Origin of the sequence: Faecalibacterium gallinarum (assembly GCF_022180365.1) — a bacterium.
GTDB classification, from domain to species: Bacteria; Bacillota; Clostridia; order Oscillospirales; family Ruminococcaceae; genus Faecalibacterium; species Faecalibacterium gallinarum.
The window spans coordinates 36898-59429 of sequence record NZ_BQKV01000106.1 but is presented as its reverse complement, the minus strand read 5'-3'; the positions used below and the strand labels follow the sequence as shown (position 1 = coordinate 59429).

22 protein-coding genes and 2 other RNA genes are annotated in these 22532 nt (G+C 65.0%); 17 read left to right on the top strand and 7 right to left on the bottom strand.

Annotated elements, in window-relative coordinates:
- The first annotated feature begins 67 nt into the window (after positions 1–67).
- The 8 genes from JCM17207_RS12575 (at position 68) to hslO (ending at position 8604) form a co-directional block, all read left to right on the top strand.
- Positions 68–388 (top strand): hypothetical protein, encoded by a 321-nt coding sequence (locus tag JCM17207_RS12575; RefSeq protein ID WP_238317972.1) that lies wholly within the window; start codon positions 68–70, stop codon positions 386–388.
- Between the two features lie 113 nt (positions 389–501).
- On the top strand, positions 502–1242 hold the full coding sequence (locus JCM17207_RS12570; RefSeq protein ID WP_238317971.1) for a YjjG family noncanonical pyrimidine nucleotidase: 741 nt from the start codon (positions 502–504) through the stop codon (positions 1240–1242).
- 50 nt (positions 1243–1292) lie between these two features.
- Positions 1293–3200, top strand: a complete 1908-nt coding sequence (locus tag JCM17207_RS12565; protein ID WP_238317970.1) for an ABC-F family ATP-binding cassette domain-containing protein — start codon at positions 1293–1295, stop codon at positions 3198–3200.
- A gap of 13 nt (positions 3201–3213) precedes the next feature.
- Positions 3214–3750, top strand: coding sequence for a Gx transporter family protein (locus JCM17207_RS12560; protein ID WP_238317969.1), 537 nt, complete (start codon positions 3214–3216; stop codon positions 3748–3750).
- Positions 3751–3875: 125 nt separating this feature from the next.
- Positions 3876–6320, top strand: coding sequence for an endopeptidase La (gene lon, locus JCM17207_RS12555; RefSeq protein WP_238317968.1), 2445 nt, complete (start codon positions 3876–3878; stop codon positions 6318–6320).
- Between the two features lie 30 nt (positions 6321–6350).
- Positions 6351–6950, top strand: coding sequence for a ribosome biogenesis GTP-binding protein YihA/YsxC (yihA, locus tag JCM17207_RS12550; protein ID WP_238317967.1), 600 nt, complete (start codon positions 6351–6353; stop codon positions 6948–6950).
- A 7-nt stretch (positions 6951–6957) separates the two neighbouring features.
- Positions 6958–7710, top strand: coding sequence for a class I SAM-dependent DNA methyltransferase (locus tag JCM17207_RS12545; RefSeq protein WP_238317966.1), 753 nt, complete (start codon positions 6958–6960; stop codon positions 7708–7710).
- On the top strand, positions 7711–8604 hold the full coding sequence (gene hslO / locus JCM17207_RS12540; RefSeq protein WP_238317965.1) for an Hsp33 family molecular chaperone HslO: 894 nt from the start codon (positions 7711–7713) through the stop codon (positions 8602–8604).
- A 60-nt stretch (positions 8605–8664) separates the two neighbouring features.
- On the opposite strand, the gene JCM17207_RS12535 is transcribed toward hslO, so the two are convergent.
- Both JCM17207_RS12535 and JCM17207_RS12530 read right to left on the bottom strand, forming a co-directional pair.
- Entirely contained in the window at positions 8665–9804 is a 1140-nt protein-coding gene (locus JCM17207_RS12535) for a sporulation protein YqfD (protein WP_238317964.1), read from the bottom strand.
- 3 nt (positions 9805–9807) lie between these two features.
- Entirely contained in the window at positions 9808–10095 is a 288-nt protein-coding gene (locus JCM17207_RS12530; protein ID WP_238317963.1) for a YabP/YqfC family sporulation protein, read from the bottom strand.
- A 72-nt stretch (positions 10096–10167) separates the two neighbouring features.
- Between JCM17207_RS12530 and JCM17207_RS12525 the strand changes: the two genes are divergently transcribed.
- From JCM17207_RS12525 to JCM17207_RS12485, 9 genes are all read left to right on the top strand, one after another.
- Positions 10168–11226, top strand: a complete 1059-nt coding sequence (locus JCM17207_RS12525) for a hypothetical protein (RefSeq protein WP_238317962.1) — start codon at positions 10168–10170, stop codon at positions 11224–11226.
- A gap of 563 nt (positions 11227–11789) precedes the next feature.
- An RNA gene (gene ffs, locus JCM17207_RS12520) (signal recognition particle sRNA small type) lies at positions 11790–11889 on the top strand.
- 89 nt (positions 11890–11978) lie between these two features.
- Entirely contained in the window at positions 11979–13781 is a 1803-nt protein-coding gene (gene dnaX, locus JCM17207_RS12515; protein WP_238317961.1) for a DNA polymerase III subunit gamma/tau, read from the top strand.
- 30 nt (positions 13782–13811) lie between these two features.
- Positions 13812–14156 carry a YbaB/EbfC family nucleoid-associated protein gene (locus JCM17207_RS12510; protein ID WP_238317960.1) on the top strand — a complete coding sequence of 115 codons (345 nt, stop codon included), beginning with the start codon at positions 13812–13814 and terminating at the stop codon, positions 14154–14156.
- A 22-nt stretch (positions 14157–14178) separates the two neighbouring features.
- A complete protein-coding gene (recR, locus tag JCM17207_RS12505; protein WP_238317959.1) occupies positions 14179–14778 on the top strand; it encodes a recombination mediator RecR in 600 nt (199 codons plus the stop codon).
- A 127-nt stretch (positions 14779–14905) separates the two neighbouring features.
- On the top strand, positions 14906–15388 hold the full coding sequence (smpB, locus tag JCM17207_RS12500; RefSeq protein ID WP_238317958.1) for an SsrA-binding protein SmpB: 483 nt from the start codon (positions 14906–14908) through the stop codon (positions 15386–15388).
- 75 nt (positions 15389–15463) lie between these two features.
- Positions 15464–15812, top strand: a transfer-messenger RNA (tmRNA) gene (ssrA, locus tag JCM17207_RS12495).
- A gap of 251 nt (positions 15813–16063) precedes the next feature.
- Positions 16064–17428, top strand: coding sequence for an MATE family efflux transporter (locus JCM17207_RS12490; RefSeq protein WP_238317957.1), 1365 nt, complete (start codon positions 16064–16066; stop codon positions 17426–17428).
- A gap of 28 nt (positions 17429–17456) precedes the next feature.
- A complete protein-coding gene (locus tag JCM17207_RS12485) occupies positions 17457–17609 on the top strand; it encodes a sodium ion-translocating decarboxylase subunit beta (protein WP_238317956.1) in 153 nt (50 codons plus the stop codon).
- 83 nt (positions 17610–17692) lie between these two features.
- On the opposite strand, the gene JCM17207_RS12480 is transcribed toward JCM17207_RS12485, so the two are convergent.
- The 5 genes from JCM17207_RS12480 to asd all read right to left on the bottom strand — a co-directional run bounded on the left by JCM17207_RS12480 (position 17693) and on the right by asd (position 22377).
- Entirely contained in the window at positions 17693–18160 is a 468-nt protein-coding gene (locus JCM17207_RS12480) for an ACT domain-containing protein (protein ID WP_238317955.1), read from the bottom strand.
- Positions 18161–18230: 70 nt separating this feature from the next.
- Positions 18231–19448 (bottom strand): CapA family protein, encoded by a 1218-nt coding sequence (locus tag JCM17207_RS12475; RefSeq protein ID WP_238317954.1) that lies wholly within the window; start codon positions 19446–19448, stop codon positions 18231–18233.
- Between the two features lie 52 nt (positions 19449–19500).
- Positions 19501–20259 (bottom strand): 4-hydroxy-tetrahydrodipicolinate reductase, encoded by a 759-nt coding sequence (dapB, locus tag JCM17207_RS12470; RefSeq protein ID WP_238317953.1) that lies wholly within the window; start codon positions 20257–20259, stop codon positions 19501–19503.
- Positions 20260–20337: 78 nt separating this feature from the next.
- Positions 20338–21231: a 4-hydroxy-tetrahydrodipicolinate synthase gene (gene dapA / locus JCM17207_RS12465; RefSeq protein ID WP_238317952.1), complete on the bottom strand. Its 894-nt coding sequence runs from the start codon at positions 21229–21231 to the stop codon at positions 20338–20340.
- A 63-nt stretch (positions 21232–21294) separates the two neighbouring features.
- A complete protein-coding gene (gene asd, locus JCM17207_RS12460) occupies positions 21295–22377 on the bottom strand; it encodes an aspartate-semialdehyde dehydrogenase (RefSeq protein ID WP_238317951.1) in 1083 nt (360 codons plus the stop codon).
- Between the last annotated feature and the right edge of the window lie 155 nt (positions 22378–22532).

Sequence of the window (22532 nt, the reverse complement as noted above, 5' to 3'; positions counted from 1 at the left end):
CGGACCCCACCTCGCCGGAACCCCTGACTCTCCCCCTGCATAAGCTGGGCGGAGAGGAGGCGAGAGAATGAGAGAATTTTGTGTGTCTATGCCTGGCGTCGAGGACGTGACCGACGGCAGCGTGGATTCCTTCGAGATCGACTGGGTGCGGGAGAGCGACCAGGACTGCCCCGCATCCTGCGGCGAAACCCAAAGCCGGTGCCGCTGCGCCGGGTGCGGGGGCCGGGGCCGCTGCTCCTGCACCAGCCGTTCCAGCCGTTGCAGCCAGTCGGCCAGCCGGTGCAGCCGGAGCTGTTCCAATCGCTGCGGCCGGACCTGCGCCGGCAGCGCCGGGGCGGTGGAGACCAGCTCGGTGGACTGGGAGGAATACGAAATCGTAGACGAATAACACAGGCCAGCTCTGCGTGGGCGGAGCTGGCTTCTCCTTGTTTTTGGCCCGGGTGCACGCCGCGAGCCGGAACAAACGATAGTACGACAAAAATTACCAGAGAGGGAATGACAATGGCGAAATATTACTGCATTTTGTTCGATGCCGACAACACACTGCTTGATTTTGACGCCGCCGAGGCCAAGGCCCTGGCCGAGACCCTGGTCCACTACGGCATCGAGCCGGACAGCCAGACCGTCGAGACCTACCGGCGGATCAACGCCGGGCTCTGGCAGCAGCTGGAAAAAGGCCAGATCCGGCGGGAAAAACTGATGACCGAGCGGTTCACCCGCTTTTTGAAGGAGATCGGCGCGGCAGGCAATGGCGCCGAGATGAACCGCCACTACCTGGAACAGCTCTCCACCCACCCCGACCTGATGCCCGGCGGGGTGGCGGATGTGCTGCGGGAGCTCTCGGAGGTGGCCACCCTGGCCATCGTGACCAACGGCTTCGACCGGGTCCAGAGCCGCCGGGTCAAGGGGGCCGGGCTGCTGGATTATATCGAGGAGGTCTTTGTCTCCGAGAAGCTGGACGCCGAAAAGCCCAGCCGGAAGATCTTCGACGCCGCCCTCCGCACCCTGGGGGTGGAGAACAAGGAGCACGTTCTGATGGTGGGGGACAGCCTGTCCAGCGATATTCAGGGGGGCGAGAATGCCGGGCTGGATACCTGTTGGTTCAACTCCAGCCGGGCCGAGAACCCCGGCCGGGTCAACCCGACCTACGAGATCGCCCGGCTGGAGGAGCTCTACGAGATCGTCATGGAGCCGGAAGAATTGGCCTGTGTGGGCCAGAAAAACCGCCGCCATCAGCAGTGAGAGCGGCCCCCGAGCCATAGGACGCGGGAGTTTGAGGTGGAAAAGTTAGTATGCTGATTTATTTGGAACAGATTGGAAAATCCTTCGGCGAAAAGGTGGTGCTGGAAAAGGTCACCGCCGCCGTGGAGCGGGGGGACCGCATCGGCATCGTGGGCCAGAACGGGGCGGGCAAAACCACCCTTTTGCGGATTCTGACCGGTGAATATGCGGATTACAGCGGCGAATTCAACATCACCCACGGGGTCACCCTGGGGTACCTGGAACAGAACGCCGCCCCCGACCGGAGCCGGGACGTCTACGGCGAGATGCGCTCCTCTTTTGCGCCGGTGCTGGACGCCATGGCCCGGATGCAGGTACTCGAGCGGAAGATGGCCGCCGCCCCCGAGGACCCGGCCCTTTTGGAGGAGCACGCCGCCCTCCAGAGCGTCATCGACGCCGCCGACGGCTACAACATGGACGTCAACATCAAAAAGATCCTCAGCGGCATGGGCTTTCCCCAGGACAGCTGGGAAAAGCCGGTGGGGGTTTTGTCCGGCGGCGAATTGACCCGCCTGCGGCTGGCGAAACTTCTTTTGGAAAAGCCGGATGTGCTGATCCTCGACGAGCCCACCAACCACCTGGATTTCGTCACCATGGAGTGGCTGGAAAATTACCTCAAGGAGTATAAGGGCGCGGTGCTGGTGGTCAGCCACGACCGCTATTTCCTGGACAACGTCTGCACCAAGATCTGGGAGGTGGCGGGCTGCACCCTGACCACCTATAAGGGCAACTTCTCGGCCTATCTGCCCCAGAAGGAGGCCGCCGACGCTTTACGCCAGAAGCAGCACGACGCCGACGTGGCCCTGGCCGAAAAGCTCCAGGATTACATCGACCGGAACCTGGTCCGGGCCTCCACCACCAAGATGGCCCAGAGCCGCCGCAAACAGCTGGAAAAGCTGGAGATCACCGAGGCCCCGGTGGACGAGACCAACAAAATCAAGCTCCGGTTTGAGTACGACGTGGAGCCCTGGAACGAGCTGGTCATCATGAAAAACCTCTCCATCCGGCTGGGCACACGGGAGCTTTTGGCCCCCTTCAGCTACACCGTCTGCCGGGGCCAGCGGCTGATCATCGCCGGGCCCAACGGCGCGGGCAAATCCACCCTGATGCAGGTGCTGGACGGCAAGCGCCGCCCCTCCGGCGGGATGGTCCGCCTCGGCACCGGGGCGCGGCCCAGCATCTTTGTCCAGCAGCAGAGCCGGGCAGGGGAGGGCCGGGTGATCGACGCCCTCTGGAACAAATACCCCCGGATGACCGAGCTGGAAGTCCGCAGCCATCTGGCGAAACTGGGCTTCCGGGGCGAGTCGGTCTTTAAGTCCTGCGACGCCCTCTCGGGCGGCGAGCTGGCCCGGCTGCGGTTCGCGGAGATTTTGCTCGAGCGGCCCAACCTGCTCTTTTTGGACGAGCCCACAAACCATCTGGATATTTACACCCGGGAGACTCTCACCGAGGCGCTGGCGGCCTACACCGGCACCCTGCTGCTGGTGACCCACGACCGCCACCTGATGAACAGCCTCGCCTGCCCGATCCTCTACCTCGAGGACGGCAAAGCGGTGATCTACCCCAGCTACGACGCCCTGATGGGCCGGGACGCCGGGGCCGACCGGGCCGCCGAGAAGGCCCCCGAGGCCCCCAAAGCGGGCTACGGCAAGGAGCAGCGCCGCCGCCGGGCCGAGCTGCGGGCCAAGATCAAGGCCTGTGAGGACGAGATGGAGGCCTGCGGCGCCCGGGAAGTGGAGCTGGAAAACGAGATCAACTCCCCCGAGGTCTACAACGACCCCCGCCTTTTGCGGGAAAAGAGCGACGAGCTGGAGGATCTGCGGTTCCACCAGGAGGAGCTGTTCGCCGCCTGGGAGGCCGCCGTGGAGGCCCAGGACCAGTATGAGCAGTCCCTGGGGGCCGAGGCCGCCGAGGGCTAAGGGAGGTTATACCATGCAGAAACACACCGACCGCAAGACAAAACAGATCGCCCTGTCGGGGCTGCTCTTCGCCCTGGCCATGGCCCTCTCCTTTTTGGAGGGGACGCTGACTTTGCCGGGGCTTTTGCCCGGCATGAAGCTGGGGCTGGCGAATATTGTGGTGATGTACGCCCTCTTTTTCATGGGGGCGAAACAGGCCCTCTTTCTCGATCTGCTCAAGGCCCTCTTCGTCTTTTTGGTGTCGGGGCCGACGGCGGGCTTCCTCTCCCTCTGCGGGGGGCTTTTGTCCCTCTTGGTGATGTGGGTGCTCTATGATTTGTTGCCGGTGCGGCCCACCTGGTTCATCCTGTCGGTGTCCGGGGCCCTGGCCCACAACGTGGGCCAGCTGCTGGGGGCCAGCGTGATTCTCTCTTCCGCCATGTCCCTCTACTATGCGCCGGTGATGCTGGTGCTGGGGCTGGTGATGGGCGCCCTCACCTCCATCACCCTGCGGGCCCTGCTGCCCGCCCTAGGGCGGCTGGGCCTCTCCGACCGGGAGCGCCGCCAATAAGCGCCCGCTGACCCGGGGGGCAATTTCCTGCCAAAAGCAGTTGCAACCGCCGCCCGAACCCGATATAATTACAGAGAGCCGCATGCCCAAACCCCTTTGGGCACGTCGGCCGGGAGGTTCACAGAATGTCTGAAAAAGTTACTGTTAAGGTGGAGCGCCACGAGCTGCACCTGCCCGCCATCGCCCTGCGGGGGCTGGTGGTTTTTCCGAACAATCTCGTTCACTTCGAGGTGGGGCGCGAGAAGAGCGTCGCCGCCGTGGAGTGGGCGATGGCCAATAATTCCAACGTCTTTCTCGTCACCCAGAAGGAGATGGACACCGACACCCCCCAGCAGGAGGACCTCTACGCCTACGGCGTGGTGGCCGAGATCAAACAGGTGCTGCGGGTGTCCGACGAGCTGGTGAAGGTCCTGGTGGAGGGCAAATACCGCGCCAAACTCACCGGGCTGGACACCAGCGGCAAGTTTTATCTTTCCACCGTCCGCCCCGCGCCGGTCCAGGCCCCCAAGGGGGAACAGGCCCTGGAGGTGGACGCCCTGCTCCGCAGCCTGAAAGCCGGGTTTGACGAGTATCTCGCCATGAATCCGCGGCTGGCGAAGGACGTGGTCTTTGCCATCATGTCCTCCAGCGACCCCGCGTTCCTCAGCGAGTACATCCCCGCAAACCTCTTGTTCCGCTACCAGGACAAACAGTCGGTGATGAACGAGAACACCCTGGTGGGCCGTCTGAACCGGCTTTTGGAGATGCTCCACCGGGAGTGCCAGGTGATGCGGATCGAGAAGGAGATCGCCGACAAGGTCAACGAGTCCATGGACAAAAACCAGCGGGACTACTATCTCCACGAGCAGCTCCACATCATCTCCGACGAGCTGGGGGAGGGGGACGACACCCACGCCGAGGCGGACAACTACCGCCGCCGGATCGAGGAGCTCCACCTGGAAGCCGACAGCGAGGCGAAACTCCTGAAAGAAGTGGACCGCCTGTCCAAGATGCAGGGCTCGAACCAGGAGGCCACCGTCATCCGTACTTATCTGGATACCTGCCTCGACCTGCCCTGGAACACCTTCACCACCGATAACCTGGAGATCAACCGGGCCGCCCAGATCCTGGATCGGGACCACTACGGCCTGAAGAAGGTCAAGGACCGGATTCTCGAGCTGTTGGCCGTCCGGAAGCTGGCCCCCGATATGAAGGCCCAGATCATCTGCCTGGTGGGCCCCCCGGGCGTGGGCAAGACCAGCATCGCCCGGTCCATTGCCGAGTGCCTGAACCGGAAGTACGTCCGGCTGAGCCTGGGCGGCGTCCGGGACGAGGCCGAGATTCGGGGCCACCGGCGGACCTACATCGGCGCCATGCCGGGCAAGATCATCAGCGCCATGATCTCCGCCAAGAGCCAGAACCCCCTGATGCTGCTGGACGAGATCGACAAGCTGGCGGGGGATTTCCGGGGCGACCCGGCCGCCGCCCTGCTGGAGGCGCTGGACCCCGAGCAGAACAACACCTTTAAAGATCACTTCCTGGATATCCCGTATGATCTGAGCCACGTGCTCTTTATCACCACCGCCAACGACCTGGGGGGCATCCCCGGCCCGCTGCGGGATCGTATGGATATCATCGAGCTGCCCAGCTATACCCGGGTGGAAAAGTACAACATCGCCCGCAAGCACCTGCTGCCGAAGCAGCTGAAAGCCTGCGGCCTCACCGGCCGGGTGACCCTGAGCCAGTCGGCCCTCTACGGCCTCATCGACGGCTACACCCGGGAGGCGGGCGTCCGCAGCCTGGAACGCACCATCACCAGCGTATTGCGCAAGTGCGCCCGGAAGATCGCCGCCGGCGAAGTCGAGGAAGTCTCGGTCAACGGCTCCATGCTGGAAGAGCTGCTGGGCCCCCGCCGGGTCAAGCCCGAGTTCCTCAACCGGACCGGCGCGGTGGGCATCGCCAACGGCCTGGCCTGGACCAGTGTGGGCGGCGAGACCCTGCCCATTGAAGTACAGGCCATCGAGGACGGCGCGGGCAAGATCACCGTCACCGGTTCTCTGGGCGACGTGATGAAGGAGAGCGCCCAGCTGGCGGTCACCTACGCCCGGGTCCACGCCGCCGAGTACGGCATCGACCCCGAAAAGCTGAAAAAATGCGACCTGCACATCCACGCTCCCGAGGGCGCTGTGCCCAAGGACGGCCCCTCGGCGGGCGTCACCCTGACCACCGCCCTGATCTCCTGCCTGTCCGGCCGCCCGGTCCGGGGGGATGTGGCCATGACCGGCGAGATCACCCTCCACGGCAACGTGCTGGCCATCGGCGGCCTGCGGGAGAAGAGCATGGCCGCCTACCGGGAGGGGATGAAGATCGTCCTCATGCCCAAGGACAACGAGAGCGACCTCTACGAGGTGGACGACGAGGTGAAGGAGAATCTGGAGTTTGTGCCGGTCTCCAACCTGGAACAGGTGCTCCGCACCGCCCTCTCGGCCCCCGGCGCCGCCCCGGCCCGCCGCCCCCGCCCCAAGGCCAAAAAGCGGCCCGCCGCCCCGGTCCCGGCGGAGTCGGGCGCCCGGCCCGGCGCTTTCTGCTGAGACACACCCCCACAAACCAAAGGAGAGAGCATGAACTACAACAAGGCAGAGTTTCTGGCCAGCTACGGCATCTCGAGCCAGCTGCCCGAGGCCGATCGCCCCGAGATCAGCTTCTCGGGCCGGTCCAACGTGGGCAAATCCAGCATCATCAACAAGCTGTGCAACCGCAAGAACCTGGCCCGGGTGTCGGCCACCCCGGGTAAGACGGCCACCATCAACTTTTACAGCGTGGACGGCTGCTATTTTGTGGATCTGCCGGGCTACGGCTACGCCAAGGTGTCCAACGCCGACCGCCAGCGGTGGGACGAGCTGATCAACAGCTATTTTGCCGCCAAGCACCGCTGCACCCTGCTGGTCCAGCTGCTGGACTGCCGCCACGCCCCCAGCGCCGACGACTTGCAGATGCTCAAATACCTGCACTACCATGACATCCCCTTTGTGGTGGCCCTGACCAAGGCCGATAAGCTGAAAAAGAGCCAGCTGGCCGCCACCCAGGCCGAGTTCGAGGCGCTCTGCCGCCCCTACGGCTGCCAGGCCGTGGTGCTGACCAGCGCCGAGAACGGCTATGGCGTGCCCGCATTGCAGGCCCTTTTGGAAGAGGCCGCCTCGGCCGGGACGGACGGGGAGTGAGCAGGGGATGGCCTACAACGAGTTCGCTTATTTTTACGACGAGTTCAACGGCGAGGCCGACTACGAGGCCCTCTACGCCCAGGTGAAGGCCCGGCTGGACGCCCACGGCATATCCAGCGGCATCCTGGCGGATCTGGGCTGCGGCACCGGCGAATTGACCCTCATGCTGGCCCAGGCGGGCTACGACATGATCGGCATCGACCAGTCGGAGGAGATGCTCTGCGTGGTGCGGGACAAAGCCGAACAGCTGGGGCTCTCCGGGGGGCTGCTGCTCTTGCAGCAGGACCTCTGCGCCCTGGACCTCTACGGCACCATCCGGGGGGCGGTGTCCACCTTCGACACCCTCAACCACATCCCCGACCTGGACAAGGCCATCGCCAACGCCGCCTTTTTCATGGAAAAGGGCGGGGTGTTCCTCTTCGATATGAACACCCCCTATAAGCACCAGGCGGTGCTGGGGGAGAACGTCTTTACCTTCGAGGAGGAGGACGCCCGCTGCGTCTGGCGGAACCACTACGACCCCGACGCCCGCCGGGTGACCATTACGGTGGACATCGACTATCAGGAGACCGGCGAGCATTTCCACGAGGAATTCTTCGAGTACACCTATACCCTCGCGGAGATCACCGCCGCTCTGGAAAAGAACGGTTTCACCCTGGAATCGGTCTGCGACGGCGAGAGCTTCGGCCCCCTGACCGAGGAGAGCGAGCGGTATTTCTTCTGCGCCGTCAAAAACTACACACAACGGGAGGAACAATAAATGGCAGAACTGATTCGCGGCCTGTCCCACAACGGGGCAGTGGTTTTCTGCGGGGTGGATTCCACCGATATCGTCCGCACCGCCGAGCAGCTGCATAAAACCAGCGCCACCTGTTCGGCGGCCCTGGGCCGGCTTCTGACCGGGGCGTCCCTCATGGGCGCCATGCTCAAGGACACCCGGGACAAAGTCACCCTGCGGGTGAGCGGCGGGGGCCCGGCGGGGGTGGCCATCGCCTGCACCGACGGCACCGGCAACGTCAAGGGCTGCATCGACCACCCCCTGGTGGAGCTGCCTCCCCGGGCGGACGGTCACCTGGACGTGGGCGGGGCCCTGGGCTGTGACGGCGTGCTGACCGTCATCCGGGACAACACCCTCCAGAAGGAGCCCACCGTGGGCCAGGTGCCCCTGGTCTCGGGGGAGGTGGCCGAGGACCTGACCAGCTACTATGCCTACAGCGAGCAGATCCCCACCGTCTGCGCCCTGGGGGTGCTGGTGGATAAGGACCTCTCCATCCTCTGCGCGGGGGGGTATCTGGTCCAGCTTCTGCCCGGCGCGGCTGAGGCGGACATTGCCCGGCTGGAACAGAACATCGCGGGGATTCCCTCGGTCACCGAGATGATGCAGGCGGGCCAGACCCCCCAGCAGATCATGGAGCGGGTGCTGGCGGGCTTCGAGCCGGAGGTGCTGGACCGCCGCACCGTGGCCTACCAGTGCGATTGCAGCGAGGAGCGCACCCGGGAGATGCTCATGAGTCTCGGCCGCAAGGAGCTGGAAAAGATGCGGGACGAGGACCCTTCCTGCGAGGTGGTCTGCCACTTCTGCCACGCCAAATATACCTACGACCTGAACGACCTTCTGGCCCAGCTGGACGCCGAGGCCCAGCCCGCGGAATAACCATTACATAACCAAAAAAGACTGCCATCCCCTTTGCCGGGGGCGGCAGTCTTTTTTGGCTCAGCGGGCGATGTCGGCGATCACGGTGTAGACAACGTCGTAGTGGACCGCGTCCGCTGTCCGCTGGACATTCTCCCGCTGGGCCACCAGCTGGGCGTCGGGGTATTCCTCCTCGAGGGCCTGGAGGCAGGCCAGCCGCGCCAGGGCCAGGGCCGTCTCGTCGGAGTACCGGAGCTCGGCGGGCTGCTGCTGATAATAGGTGGTCTCCTCCACCGAAAAGGGGAGGGGCAGCCCCCATAAATCCGGCTGGATGTGCCGGGTGATGGCGAGCTCCCCGGAATCCTCCCCCGGCCCGAAGGGCAGTACCAGCTCCCGCCCGGCCCAGCGGATCACCCGCCGGGTGTCGGCCTCGCCGGTGAGGGCGGGGGACTGGCTGTCCAGGGGTTGGGTGTGGGCGGCGGACCACTCGAACCGGGCCAGGACGCTCCCCGCCGCGGGCTGGTAGATCAGTGTGCCGTCCCGCTCGGTGCGGGAGGTGCCGATGAGGGTCTGGCCCTCGGCCACCGTGGCCCCCGGCGTGACCAGAGGGGTGCCGCTTTTCAGGTTGATTTCGGTCACCACCCCGGCGGCGCTGGCTTTCAGCCCCTGCAAGTTCCCCGAGAAGATCTCGGGGGCGTCGCGGGCCGGGGCGGCCTCCACCGTCAGCCGCCCGCCGAAAAAGTTGACGCTGGCCCAGGCGAATTCCCCGCCCTCCAGGAGGGCGTATTCCCCGGCGGTGAGGAGGGCCTGGGTCACCTGGGCCCCGGGTTCCAGCCCCACCGTCCGCAGGGCGGCGGCGGCCCGGGCCTCCTGGCCGGGGGTCATGCCGGGGTATTCCACCGCCCAAACCAGACCCCGGGCCCAGAGCAACAGGGGCAGAAAGACCGCCAGCCCCACCCAGAGCCCCGCCCGGCGGGCCAGGGGCCGCAGCCGGAACCAGAGCCCCCGCCGCCGGGTCACCCGCAGCCGCACCCGCCGCCGGCGGGCCAGCCCCGCCAGGGGGAGGTAGTGCCAGGCGGCGCACCGGGCCGCAAAGCCCCCCGGCAGGGGCTCGATCTGCCGCAGGTGGAGCCCCGCCGCCGCGGCGGCCCCCAATAGCCCCTCGGTGTCGCCGCCCAGGGCCGTCAGCTGGACGGCCGCCCAGAGTTCTACCGCATCCATTCCTTATTCCTCCGAAAAATCCGTCCGCAAAAACCGCCCCCGCAGGGTGATCCGGTGGGCGGCCAGGGTCAGAATCTGCATCCCGTCGCCGTAGACGGTGAACAGCCCCCGCCCCATCTCGAGGCAGAGCTTGGTTTCGTCGTAGGCGCGGACCCGCCGAAAATGCTCGATCTCCATCTGTGCGCCGCTGATGTAGATCGAGGGCTGAAGGTACAGCCCGGCGGGAGGCTGCCGGAACAAGAGCTTGAGCCAGCCGCCCGGTGTTGTGCGCTTTTTGCGATGTTTCGACACCTTTTTCCCTCCCATAACGGCTGCGCAAGAAGTTGCGGGCCGCTACATATATATAAACCGGGGGGCGTGGTTATGAGTCGTGCGAACAAATTGGGGCGGTGGGGCTTGGCCTTGGCGGCGGTTTTGACGGGGGTTTTGCCCTTTGCGGCGCCGGAGGCCTGCGCCGAGGCCCTGGCCGAGGGGCTGGCCCTCTGCGGCGGGGGGCTGCTGGTGTCCCTTTTCCCTTATTTAATTGTGTCGGTGCTCCTGGTCCGCTCGGGGGCGGCGGGGGTGCTGGGGGCGTTCCTGACCCCGGCGGCCCGGCTCTGCGGGGTGCGGGCCCGGGCGGCAGGGGGTGTGCTTTTGATGGGATTGGTGGGGGGCTTTGCCCCCGCCGCCAACGCCGCCGCCGAGGCCGTCCGGGCGGGGGAGCTGACCCCCGGCGAGGCCGCCGCCCTGCTGCCCGCCTGCATCTGCTCGGGCCCCTCCTTTGTGGTCCTGACGGTGGGCGGGGAGATGCTGGGGAGCGCCGAACTGGGGGTGCGGCTCTTCCTGGCCCAGGTGCTGGCGGGGTATCTGGCGGCCTTTCTGCTTCGGCTGGGGCGGCGGGTGTCCTCCCCGGCGGTGGAACGGCCAACCCGCCCCGCCCCGGGGGAGGCTGGGGGGATCGACCAGGTCATCGCTAATGCGGCGGTGGCCTATCTGAAACTCTGCGGTTTCGTGCTCTACTTCCGGTTTTTGGCGGCGGGGCTGGGGGCGCTCTTGCCCGGCGGGGCGGCCACCGTCCTGGCCATGGTTTTGGAGGTCTGTTCGGGCTGCGATCTGGCCGCCCGGTCGGGGCGGTGGGCGGCCTGGCTCTGCTGCGCGGCCCTGAGCGTCCAAGGGGCGTCGGTCCTCTTGCAGATCCGCACCCTCTGCCCAAAGGAGATTTCCTTCCGGCCCTTGCTGGCCGCCCGGCTGCTCCATCTGCCCCTGTCGTTGGGGCTGTTCCGGCTGTTCCTGCCCGGGGGCGCGGCGGATGTGTTCAGCACCCTGCCGCCCCAGGTGGTGCCCCTGCGGCGGGTGCCCCCCGACTGCGCGGCCCTGGCGTTTTTGGGCTGCTGCCTGGTGGTCTGCTGGCTGGGGAAACTGAGGGATTCATCCGCGCCCTAGCTTGTGTGGGGGCCATTACGCCCGCGCCGCGACAGCTTAACGTGAAAAAACAGGGGGCATTAAATGGGCGGGCAACGCCGCCGAAGCGCCGCTGCGGAGCCGACCGCGCCCAGTGGGCGAAACAGGGAGCTGTTGTTGCCACGCGGTCTGTTTTTTTCAAGCGGTATCTGCCGCGCAGGAAAAACCAGCTCAGCGCAAGAGAAGGGCCGCCTTGGCGGGGCCGGATCTCTTGCGCTGAACCAATATTTGCGGCGGGACTTGCGCCCTTGCAAATATTGGAGCGCGGCGCCAACAACGCCTTGCTGTTTCCGCCACTGGCGGCGCTTCGGCGTTGTTGCTGGGCAAATCCGGGCGGCGGCCCCAGGAGCAGCGGTTTTCGGCCAGTTCCCCCCGGAGGGGGGATGCCGCGCAGCGGCAGGGGGGACACATTAGATGGGTGGGAGGGCGGGAGTATAAATCCCCTTGCATTTTCCCCCGGAATATGGTACTATACTAAAAGCACAGAGCGCGACGCTCTTGTGTTATCTGTCGGACAGCGCCTTGCTGCGTGGTTCGGCATACGGATGCGGGTCCTGTACGACGGGGCCTCTGCGAACCAGGTCAGGTGGGGAACCAAGCAGCCTTAAGTGGTGTGCCCGGTGCGTTTCAGTCAGCCTGCATCCGTATGCCGAGTTACGCAAGGCGGGGGTCAACCCCGCAGCGCTGCCCGATTTTTTATTTTCTGTCATCTTTCCGGGAGAGGAGGCGGGCGGATGTACCGTGCGCTCTATCGCAAATGGCGGCCCCAGCGGTTCGAGGACGTGGTGGGCCAGCGGGCCGTCGTGGCGGCGCTGAAAAACCAGGTGGCCGCCGGGCGGGTGGGCCATGCCTATCTGTTCACCGGCGTCCGGGGCACCGGCAAGACCACCTGCGCCAAGATTTTCGCCAAGGCGGTCAACTGCCTGCACCCCGTGGGGGGCGACCCCTGCGGCGAGTGCGAGGCCTGCCGGGGCATCGACAACGGCAGCATCCTGGACGTGGTGGAGATGGACGCCGCCTCCAACAACGGCGTGGACGATATCCGCGATCTGCGGGACGAGACGGCCTACACCCCCAGCGCCTGCAACTATAAGGTATACATCATCGACGAGGTGCACATGCTGTCCACAGCGGCCTTCAATGCGCTGCTCAAGACCCTGGAAGAGCCCCCCGCCCATGTGATCTTTATCCTGGCCACCACCGAGATCCAGAAGGTGCCCGCCACCATCCTCTCCCGCTGCCAGCGGTACGACTTCACCCGGATCGAGCCGGAGGACATCGCCGGGCGGGTGAGCTACATCGCCGGCCAGGAGGGGCTGGAACTGTCGGACGACGGGGCGGCCCTCATCGCCCGGCTGGCCGACGGCGCTTTGCGGGACGCCCTCTCGATCCTGGACACCTGCGCCGGCGTCAGCGCCAAGATTGACGCAGACCTCGTCCGCCGGATGGCGGGGGTCACCGACCGGAGCTATCTCTTCCGGATCTCGGACGCCCTGGCAGCGGGGCAGGGGAGCGAGGCCCTGGCCGAGCTGGCCGCCCTGCGTCAGCAGTCGGTGGACGTCAAGCGTCTCACCGAGGAGCTGATCTCCCACTACCGCTGCCTGATGCTGGCCGCCCTGCCCGGGGGCCAGGGGCTCTTGGCGGGCGTCTCCCCCGAGGAAGAAGCCCGTTACCTTGAAAAAGCCGCCGCCCTGCCCCGGCAGGAGCCCATCCGGGCCATCCGGGCCCTGGGCGGCGCTCTGGAACACATGGCCCGGGGCAGCGACCAGCGGATCGAGCTGGAATTGGCCCTGCTGGCCCTGGCCGACCCGCCCCAGGCGGCCGCCGCCCAGCCGGTGGTGTACGCCCCGGCGGCCCAGACCGCCCCGGCCGCACAGACTGCCGCCCGGCCCTTTGCCTCTGCTCCGGCGGCCCGGCCCTTCGCTTCGGCGCCGGTGCAGCCCCAGCCGGTCCAAGCCCAGTCCGTGGCAGAACCCCCGGCCCAGCCGGTCCAAGCGGCCCCGGTGACCGAACCGGATACCGCCCCTCTGGCCGGGCAGGACGCCCCGCACTGGGAGGCCCCCGCCCCCCAGATGGCTCCCGAGGCCCCGGCCGTCAGCGAGCCTGCCCCAGTGGAAGAGGCCCCTGCCGCCCCGGCGGCCCAGGCCCAGCCCGCCCCGGCCACCCCCGCGGGGACAGCCGACGCGCCGGAACCCTTCGGCCCCTGGGCCGAGGTGGTCCGCAAGATGCAGGACGCCGACCCGCTTCTCTACAGCTATCTCAAAAAGTCCAAAGCCTATTTCGACGGTACCCGGGTGCTGATCGACGGGGGAAAGACCTTCCGAGATTTCATCCGCAGCAACAAGGAGAGCCGCCGGTTTATTAAAACCCTGATCCTCAAGACAGCGGGGATCGCGGTGCCCATCGGCCCCTACGAGCCCAAAGCCGCCGCCGAGGCGGCCGCCGGTTCCACCGCCGAACAGTCCCTCCAGGCCCTGGCCGAGCGGGGGCTGGAGGTCACCATCCAGGACAGCGAAAAGCGCCCCGACCGCCGATAAAAAGATCAAAATAAAAAGGAGAACACTACCATGAAAGCAAGAATGCCCTCTGGCTTCGGCCGCCCCGATATGAACGCCCTGCTCCGTCAGGCCCAGAAGATGCAGGATGACATGAAGGCCAAGCAGGCCGAGCTGGAAGCCGCCGAGTACACCGGCAGCGCCTCGGGCGAGATGGTCACCGTCCGGATGAACGGCAAGCACGAGGTGCTGGGCATCACCATCAAGCCCGAAGCCGTGGACCCCGACGACATCGAGATGCTGGAGGACCTGATCGCCGCCGCCGTCAACGCCACCGTCAAGCAGGTGGACGACACCGCCGCCGCCGAGATGGGCAAACTGACCGGCGGGATGAACCTGCCCGGCATGGGCCTGTAACCCGGCCGGGAGGCGAAACAGGATGGCAAACAACGCTGCCCCCCTCGAGAAACTCATCGAGGAATTCGCCAAGTTCCCGGGGATCGGCCGCAAAGGCGCCACCCGGATGGCCTACCAGGTGCTGAGCATGTCGGACGAGGACGCCCAGAGCCTGGCCCAGGCCATCCAGGACGCCCACACCCGGCTCCACCGGTGCCCGGTCTGCCAGAACTTTACCGAGCAGGAGATCTGCCCCATCTGCGCCGGGGCCAAGCGGGACAAGAGCGTTATCTGCGTGGTGGAAAAACCCCGGGACGTCCAGGCCTTTGAGCGCACCCGGGAGTACCACGGGATGTACCATGTGCTCCACGGCCTCATCAGCCCCATGGACGGGGTGGGGGCCGAGCAGCTCTCGGTCAAGGAGCTTCTGGCCCGGCTGAAGGACGGCACCGTCCAGGAGGTCATCATGGCCATGAACCCCACCGTGGAGGGCGAGGCCACCGCCATGTACCTGGCCAAGCTGATCAAACCCCTGGGCATCCGCACCACCCGGCTGGCCTATGGTCTGCCGGTGGGCAGCAGCCTGGAATACACCGATGAAACCACCCTTTACCGGGCGCTGGCGGGCCGGGACGAATTGTAAACTTTTTGCGTTTTGGGCTCTTTCGACAGGGCCCGGCCTTGCACTTTCGCAAAAAAATGGTATACTATCGGGGTAGCAGGGGGCCGGACCCCCGGCCCACACCCCACAGGGAAAGGAGGCGCGCAGAATGGCGCCAGTCAATCCGCGCCCGGCGGTCAAGACCATTGCCACCAACCGGGAAGCGCGCCACGAGTACTTTGTGATCGAGGCGCTGGAAACAGGCATCGAGCTCAAGGGCACCGAGGTCAAGAGCCTGCGGGCCGGCGGGGTCAACCTGAAAGACAGCTGGGTGGACATCGAGGATGGGGAACTTCGGGTCAAGGGGATGCACATTACCCCCTACGACCACGGCAACATCTTCAACGAAGACCCCCGGCGGGAGCGGCGGCTCCTGGCCCACAAGAGCGAGATCCGCCGTCTGGGCCAGCAGTGCAAGCTCCAGGGCTACACCCTGATCCCCCTGTCCCTCTACTTTAAGCACGGGCGGGTCAAGCTGGAGCTGGGCCTCTGCAAGGGCAAAAAGCTCTACGATAAGCGGGCGGACGCCGCCAAGCGGGACGCCAAGCGCTCCATCGACCGGGCCGTTAAATCCAACGGCCAATACTATTAACCGGCTTCACAGCCGGGCAGGCCGCTTTCGGCCGAACCAAAGTTTCCCACTGTGCGCTCTATGCGCACATTTCATGGGGGCGTAAAGGTTTCGACGGGGAGAGTGAGGCCTGAGCAGCGGGTAGCAGCGGGGGAACTGCTCTAAAATCCTCCAAAACAATAACTGACAACAAGAATTATCAGTTGCTCGCAGCCTGAGTGCTGCGCGTCTCGCCCACATCTGTACCGTGTGGGGCCGGGGCGTCCTTTAGGTACAGCCCGTGAACGGACCTAAGCTTTGCGGACCGTCATGAACTCATGAAGCTACCAATGCGTTAGCCTGGCGACCGGCGTGACGCGGCGGGAATGTTGTTGATCGCCTGCACCCGGAGATACTCACGCTGAATTCTTTTCGGACATGGGTTCGACTCCCATCGCCTCCACCAGTAAAAAACAGCCTAGGAACGCGAGTTCCCGGGCTGTTTTCTTTTGCTTGACCACACCCTGTTTTAGCCCTGTGCAAGCGGCCCCGAGAAAAGGGGGGCGCTGCGCCGGGCCGGTTTTCCGCCCGTTCGGCCCGCGCGCCTTAAATCTCGTTTGGATACTTGTTCGGGCCCGCAAAGGGGTATATAATACAGGGGTATTGTGCGTTCGGCAAGAAAAGCCAAATTTGTTCCAGGGATGGGGGAGAGATTTCATGGTAAAAACGCTCGAACCGATGACAACCGGTTCCATATCCAAACGTATGATCGCCTTTGCGCTGCCGCTTCTGCTGGGGAACCTGTTCCAGCAGCTGTACAACACCGTCGATTCCCTGATTGTGGGCAATTTCCTGGGCAGCAGCGCCCTGGCCGCCGTCAGCTCGTCGGGCAGTTTGATCTCGATGCTGATCGGCTTTTTGAGCGGCATCGCCTCCGGCGCGGGGGTGATCGTGTCCCGCTATTTCGGCGCCAACGACGAAAAGGACGTCTGCCGCGCCGTCCACACCATGGTGGCGTTCGGCCTGGTGGCCGGGGTGCTGATGGGGGTGGTGGGGGTGGTGTTTTCCCCCCAGATCCTGGCCTGGATGGGCACCCCGGACAGCGTCATGCCCGAGTCGGTCGCCTATTTGCAGATTTACTTTTTCGGCTCCCTGGGGTTTGTGATGTACAATATCTTCGTGGGCATCCTCCAGGCCGTGGGGGACAGCCGCCACCCGCTGTATTATCTGATGGTCTCCTCGGTGGTCAACCTGGTGCTGGATCTTTTGCTGATCGCGGGGTTCCACACCGGGGTGGGCGGGGCGGCGCTGGCCACCGTGGTTTCCCAGCTGATCAGCGCGGCCCTCTGCTTCGCCCAGCTGCTCCGGACCCAGGCCAGCTACCGGATCCGGCTGTCCCAGATCCGGTTTGACTTCAAGATGCTCCGGCAGATCGTCCAGATCGGCCTGCCCTCCGGGGTGCAGAACTCCATTATTTCCTTCGCAAACGTGATCGTCCAGTCCCACATCAACGCCTTTGGCGCCATGGCCATGGCCGGCTACGGCGCATACAGCAAGATCGAGGGATTCGCGTTCCTGCCCATCAACAGCTTTACCATGGCCATGACCACCTTTGTGGGGCAGAACCTCGGCGCCGGCCAGAAGGACCGCACCCGCCGGGGGGCGCGGTTCGGGATCTTGACCACCGTCCTTCTGGCCGAGCTGATCGGGGTGGTGGTGTTCCTGCTGGCGCCCCAGCTGGTGGCCGCCTTTGACTCGAACCCCGAGGTGATCCGCTTCGGGGTGGAAAAAGCCAGGACGGCGGCCCTCTTTTACTGCCTGTTGGCCTACTCCCATTCGGTGGCGTCGGTCCTCCGGGGGGCGGGCAAGGCGGTGGTCCCCATGCTGATCATGATGACCTTCTGGTGCGTGGTCCGGGTGACCTTCCTCTCCATCAGCATCCCCATGACCCACTCCATCCAGATGGTGTATCTGGTTTATCCCCTGACCTGGTCCCTCAGCTCCATCGCCTTTTTCTTCTATTACAAAAAGGCCAACTGGATGGAGCTGACCGATGCAGGCGGGGCAAAACAGGTGGGCTGAGAGCCCCGCAGGAAAGGAGGAAAGCGCCGTGAGCGATCTGACCATCATCGGCGGGGCGGACGGCCCCACCGCCATCTATGTGGCCACCCGGCCGGTGGACTGGCTGATTCTGGGGGCGGTTCTGCTGGTAGTGATCGGCGGGGCCGTTACCCTGGTCAAACGGTGGAAGCGCCGGAAATAACCCCGTAAATGTAAGATGATAAAAACCCCCGCAGCCCTTGCGAAAAGCAGAGGCGGCGGGGGTTTTCTGTGTCGTTTAACCGCTTACAGCTGGTAGGCGGCCTTGAGGGCGTCGTAGGCGGCGTCCTCGTTCTCGGCCCGGACCAGAAGCGAGATATCCAGGTCGCTGGTGGTGATGAGCAGCACCTCGATGCCGGCGGCGGCCAGGGCGCTCAGGGCCCGGGCGGCCACGCCGCAGCAGGTGACCATCTCTTCGCCGTAGAGGTTCAGCTTGGAGTAGCCCGAGCTGATCAGGGGGGCGCTGCCGGCGTTGGGGTCCTGCTTGACGGCGGCGATGGCCTTCATCACCCGGGGCAGGTCCTCGCTGGAGGTGGTGAAGCTGAAATCCAGGCTGGTGCCGTGGGGGGCGCTCTGGCTGATCATATCCACCACAACGCCGCTGTCCGCAAAGATTTGCAGATAGCGGGCCAGGCTTCCGGCGCTGAACTCGGCGTCCTGGACGCTGATCATCATAAGGCTGGGTTGGATGGTGATTTTGGATACTCCGTACATAAAAAACGCTCCATTCTGCCCGATGCGGGCCTAAAGTGGCTGTGCAGCAGGGGGGTGCTGCGCCCGTTCGTTAAGAGAGTTCCAGAAATTCGGCGCGGATGTATTGCTGGGCCGTGGCCTGGATATAGTCGTAGCTGAACTCGGGGTACTTGGCCCGCACGCCGTGGGCCTGGGCCAGCTCGGGGGTGTAGTCCCGGTAGAGGTAGGCCCGGACGTTGGCCTTGCCCCCGTCGTAGTGGGTGACGGTGGGGTGGAGCCGGGGGTTCTTCACCGCCAGATGGACGGTGCCGTCGGGGTCGGTGGTCTTTTCCAGCTGCAAGGTGAGGATGGCCCCGATCAGCTGGTCCTTGTGGCTCTGGGTGCTGAGGAAGTTGCCCAGGGAATAGGCCACAAACACCTGGCGCCCGTCGGCGGCGGTCCGCCACTCGGCGTCCTGGAGCACATGGGGGTGGGTGCCCACGATCACATCCGCGCCCCAGTCGGCCAGCTGCTGGGCCAGGGTGCGCTGGGCGTCGGTGATGGTGTGGCTGTCCTCCACCCCCCAGTGGACCCCCACCACCACGAAGTCCGCGGCCTCGGCGGCTGCGGTGACCTGGCGCTGGATCACCTCGGTCTCGCTGGTGTAGACGATGTTGGCCTCGGCGGAGCCCGGGCGGCGGATGCCGTTGGTGTGCTCGGTGTAGGAAAGATAGGCGATGGAGACGCCGTTCACCACGTGAAGGGGGATGTGGCCATAATCTTCTTCTCCGTACCACAGGCCGGTGGTCACCACATCCTCGGGCATGCTGTTCCAGAACCGCAGGGTGGCCGCGATGCCGGTTGCCCCCTTGTCGTAGGTGTGGTTATTGGAGAGGCTGAACACCCGGATTCCCGCCCGGTAGAGGGCCTCGGCGCACTCGCCCGGAGTGGAAAAACAGGGGTAGGTGGAGGGTTCCAGCTCTTTGGTACAGAGGGTTTCCTGGTTGATCCAGTTCACATCCTGGCCGCTGTAAAAATCCACCAGATTGGCGTAGCAGTAATCGAAGCTGTACGCCTCTCCCTCGCCGGCCCGGGCGGCGGCCTGCTTGTAGATGCCGGCGTGAATCAGGTTGTCGCCGGTGGCGGAAAAATCCACCGTGGTAACCACCGGCTTTGGGGGCTCCGGGGGCGGGGCGCTGGAAGCCGGCTCGGAGGCCGGGCCGCTGCCGGGGGTCAGGGCCGATTGGGCCGGGCCGGCGCAGCCCGCCAGCAATGCGGCGCTCAGGGCCAGGGCGATACAAAGGGCGGAAAAGATGTTTTTACGTTTCATATAGGGGACCTCTTGCCCGAAGGGGCAGCGCGCGGGGGGATAAAAGGGGGGATCAGAGCTCGGCGATCAGGTCGTTCATGTTGTAGAGGCCGGGGTCCTTCTTGGCCAGATAGACCGCCGCGTTGATGGCCCCGTTGGCGAAGATGCTGCGGGAGTAGGCGGTGTGCTTGAGGGTGATCACCTCGTCGGGGCCGCAGAACAGCACCTCGTGGTCGCCCACGATGCTGCCGCCCCGGACGGCGCTGATGCCGATCTCCTGGGGGTCACGCTTGGCCCGGACGGCCGAGCGGTCGTAGACGTAATGATAGGCCCCGTCGTTCTGCTCGTTGATGGCGTCGGCCAGCATCAGGGCGGTGCCGCTGGGGGCGTCCAGCTTGTTGTGGTGGTGCTGCTCCACGATCTCGATGTCGTAGTTTGCCCCCAGGATGGCCGAGGCCCGCTTGCACAGCTCGGCCAGGACGTTGATGCCCATGGACATATTGGCGCTCTTAAAGACCGGGATCTGGCGGGAGAGCTGAACTACTTTAAGCTGCAATTCCTCCGAAAGGCCGGTGGTGCAGAGGACGATGGGGGTCTTGGTGGCCTCGCAGTAGGGCAGGATCCGTTCCACGGCGGCGGGGGAGCTGAAGTCGATGATTACGTCTCCCAGACCACCCAGCTTTTCGGGGTTGTCGTAGACGGGGATGCCGTTCTGGGTGCCGTCGGCCAGGTCCAGCCCGGCCACCACCCGGCAGTCGGTCCGCTGGGCGATCATATCGCAGAGCACATGGCCCATCCGGCCGCCGATGCCCTGAATCACAATATCGGTCATAGGTTTCATCCTTTCTCTTTGACGTATACAAGAAATGCCCGGGGAGAAATTCTCTGGCCGGGCATGGGTGCGGGGATCTTATTCCTGCAAAAGCCCTGCGCTGCGCAGTGCGCGCTCGATCATGGCTTTCTTATTGTCGTCCGGCTCCACCAGGGGCAGGCGGCACTTGCCGGCCTTCCAGCCCAGCAGATTCATGGCGTACTTGACGGGGATGGGGTTGACGTCGCAGAAGAGCGCGTCGGAGAGGGGCAGCATCTCCAGCTGGAGCGCCCGGGCCTTGGCGGTGTCCCCGGCGAACCAGGCGGCGCAGCAGTCGTGGACCAGGGTGGGGGCCACGTTGGACACCACGCTGATCACGCCCTTGCCGCCCAGGGACAGCAGGGGGACCACCTGGTCGTCGTTGCCCGAGTAGAGGTTCAGCTCGTCGCCGCAGAGGGCCGCGATCTTGGCCACCTGGGAGATGTTGCCCGAGGCCTCCTTGATGCCGTTGATCAGGGGGTGGGCGCTGAGCTTCTTGGCGGTCTCGGGGGCGATGTTGACGCCGGTCCGGGAGGGGACGTTATAGAGGATCACCGGGATGCCGCCGGCCTCGGCCATGGCGGTAAAGTGGGCCACCAGGCCCGCCTGGCTGGTCTTGTTGTAGTAGGGGGTGACCATCAGCAAAGCGTCGGCGCCGCAGTCGGCGGCCCCTTTGGCCAGGGCGCAGCCGTGGGCGGTGTCGTTGGAGCCGGCCCCCGCGATGACCGGCACCCGATGGGCCACGGTGTCCACGGTGTACTTGATGGCGGCGAGCTGCTCGGCGTCCACCATGGTGGAGCACTCGCCGGTGGTGCCGCAGATGATGATGGCGTCAGTGCCCCGGGCGATCTGGTCCTCGAGGATCCGGCCCAGCTCTTCAAAGTTGATGCTGCCGTCCTCGTGCATGGGGGTGACGATGGCCACGCCCGCACCGGTAAAAACAGGCTTCTTCATAGTGTAAAAGGCTCCTTCCGTCTGTGTATCTGAAAGGCTCTGGGGGTTTTGGCCCCGGGCCGCTTAGTCCAGGTAGCCCTTGGCCGCCAGCAGCTCGGCCAGCAGCACGCCGCCGCCGGCCGCGCCCCGCAGGGTGTTGTGGCTCATGCAGGCGAACTTGTAATCGAAGAGGGTGTCCTCCCGCAGGCGGCCGATGGAGACGGCCATGCCGTTCTCCAGGTTCCGGTCCAGCTTGGGCTGGGGGCGGTCGTTCTCCTCAAAGTAGTGCAGGAACTGCTTGGGTGCGCTGGGCAGGTCCAGCTCCTGGGCGGGGCCGCGGAAGTTTTTCCAGGCCTCCAGGATCTGCTCCTTGGTGGGCTTTTTCTCAAAGCTGACAAAGACCGCGGCGGTGTGGCCGTCGGAGACGGGAACACGGAAGCACTGGGCGGTGATCACCGGGCCCTCGGCGTTGACGATCTTGTCGCCCTCGATGTGGCCCCAGAGCTTCAGGGGTTCCTGCTCGCTCTTTTCCTCCTCGCCGCCGATGTAGGGGATGACGTTGTCGATGATCTCGGGCATCCGGTCGAAGGTCTTGCCCGCGCCGGAGATGGCCTGGTAGGTGCAGACCAGAGCCTTGGTGACCTTGAAGTCCTTCATCAGGGGGTGGAAGGCGGGGACATAGCTCTGGAGGCTGCAATTGGACTTGACGGCGATGAAGCCGCGCTTGGTGCCCAGGCGGGCCCGCTGTGCGGGGATGATGTCGATGTGGTCGGCGTTGATCTCAGGCACCACCATGGGGACATCGGGGGTGAAGCGGTTGGCGCTGTTGTTGGAGACCACGGGGCACTCGGCCTTGGCGTAGGCCTCTTCCAGAGCCTTGATCTCGTTCTTGGGCATATTGACGGCGCAGAAGACAAAGTCCACCTGGCCGGCGACCTTTTCCACCTCGGCGGCGTCCAGAACGATCATCTTCTTGACGCTCTCGGGCATGGGGCTGGTCATGGCCCAGCGGCTGCCGACGGCCTCCTCATAGGTCTTGCCGGCGCTGCGGCCAGAAGCTGCCAGGACGGTCAGCTTGAACCAGGGGTGGTTCTCCAGCAGGGTGACAAATCTCTGGCCGACCATGCCGGTCGCGCCGACGATACCTACCTTATATTGTCTTTCCATTTCCAGCATCTTTCCTTTCGGAGCAAAAATTCATAGCCGAGCTAAAATTTCATACAGAACGCGGCTTGAAAACCGGGCGTTCCTGCAATATAATAAAGCTTGTTTATGTAAAAGCTATCATATCATTGATACGGCTCTCGTGTCAACCATCGGAA

Bases quoted from the DNA above. Each gene is read 5' to 3' on its own strand.
- JCM17207_RS12525 (WP_238317962.1), top strand. From the start codon at position 10,168: ATGAGTCGTGCGAACAAATTGGGGCGGTGGGGCTTGGCCTTGGCGGCG.
- hslO (WP_238317965.1), top strand. From the start codon at position 7,711: ATGGCAGAACTGATTCGCGGCCTGTCCCACAACGGGGCAGTGGTTTTC.
- dapB (WP_238317953.1), bottom strand. From the start codon at position 20,259: ATGACCGATATTGTGATTCAGGGCATCGGCGGCCGGATGGGCCATGTG.
- JCM17207_RS12510 (WP_238317960.1), top strand. From the start codon at position 13,812: ATGAAAGCAAGAATGCCCTCTGGCTTCGGCCGCCCCGATATGAACGCC.
- asd (WP_238317951.1), bottom strand. From the start codon at position 22,377: ATGGAAAGACAATATAAGGTAGGTATCGTCGGCGCGACCGGCATGGTC.
- JCM17207_RS12560 (WP_238317969.1), top strand. From the start codon at position 3,214: ATGCAGAAACACACCGACCGCAAGACAAAACAGATCGCCCTGTCGGGG.
- recR (WP_238317959.1), top strand. From the start codon at position 14,179: ATGGCAAACAACGCTGCCCCCCTCGAGAAACTCATCGAGGAATTCGCC.
- yihA (WP_238317967.1), top strand. From the start codon at position 6,351: ATGAACTACAACAAGGCAGAGTTTCTGGCCAGCTACGGCATCTCGAGC.
- smpB (WP_238317958.1), top strand. From the start codon at position 14,906: ATGGCGCCAGTCAATCCGCGCCCGGCGGTCAAGACCATTGCCACCAAC.
- JCM17207_RS12490 (WP_238317957.1), top strand. From the start codon at position 16,064: ATGGTAAAAACGCTCGAACCGATGACAACCGGTTCCATATCCAAACGT.
- JCM17207_RS12545 (WP_238317966.1), top strand. From the start codon at position 6,958: ATGGCCTACAACGAGTTCGCTTATTTTTACGACGAGTTCAACGGCGAG.
- JCM17207_RS12565 (WP_238317970.1), top strand. From the start codon at position 1,293: ATGCTGATTTATTTGGAACAGATTGGAAAATCCTTCGGCGAAAAGGTG.
- JCM17207_RS12475 (WP_238317954.1), bottom strand. From the start codon at position 19,448: ATGAAACGTAAAAACATCTTTTCCGCCCTTTGTATCGCCCTGGCCCTG.
- JCM17207_RS12570 (WP_238317971.1), top strand. From the start codon at position 502: ATGGCGAAATATTACTGCATTTTGTTCGATGCCGACAACACACTGCTT.
- JCM17207_RS12535 (WP_238317964.1), bottom strand. From the start codon at position 9,804: ATGGATGCGGTAGAACTCTGGGCGGCCGTCCAGCTGACGGCCCTGGGC.
- JCM17207_RS12575 (WP_238317972.1), top strand. From the start codon at position 68: ATGAGAGAATTTTGTGTGTCTATGCCTGGCGTCGAGGACGTGACCGAC.
- dapA (WP_238317952.1), bottom strand. From the start codon at position 21,231: ATGAAGAAGCCTGTTTTTACCGGTGCGGGCGTGGCCATCGTCACCCCC.
- dnaX (WP_238317961.1), top strand. From the start codon at position 11,979: ATGTACCGTGCGCTCTATCGCAAATGGCGGCCCCAGCGGTTCGAGGAC.
- JCM17207_RS12480 (WP_238317955.1), bottom strand. From the start codon at position 18,160: ATGTACGGAGTATCCAAAATCACCATCCAACCCAGCCTTATGATGATC.
- lon (WP_238317968.1), top strand. From the start codon at position 3,876: ATGTCTGAAAAAGTTACTGTTAAGGTGGAGCGCCACGAGCTGCACCTG.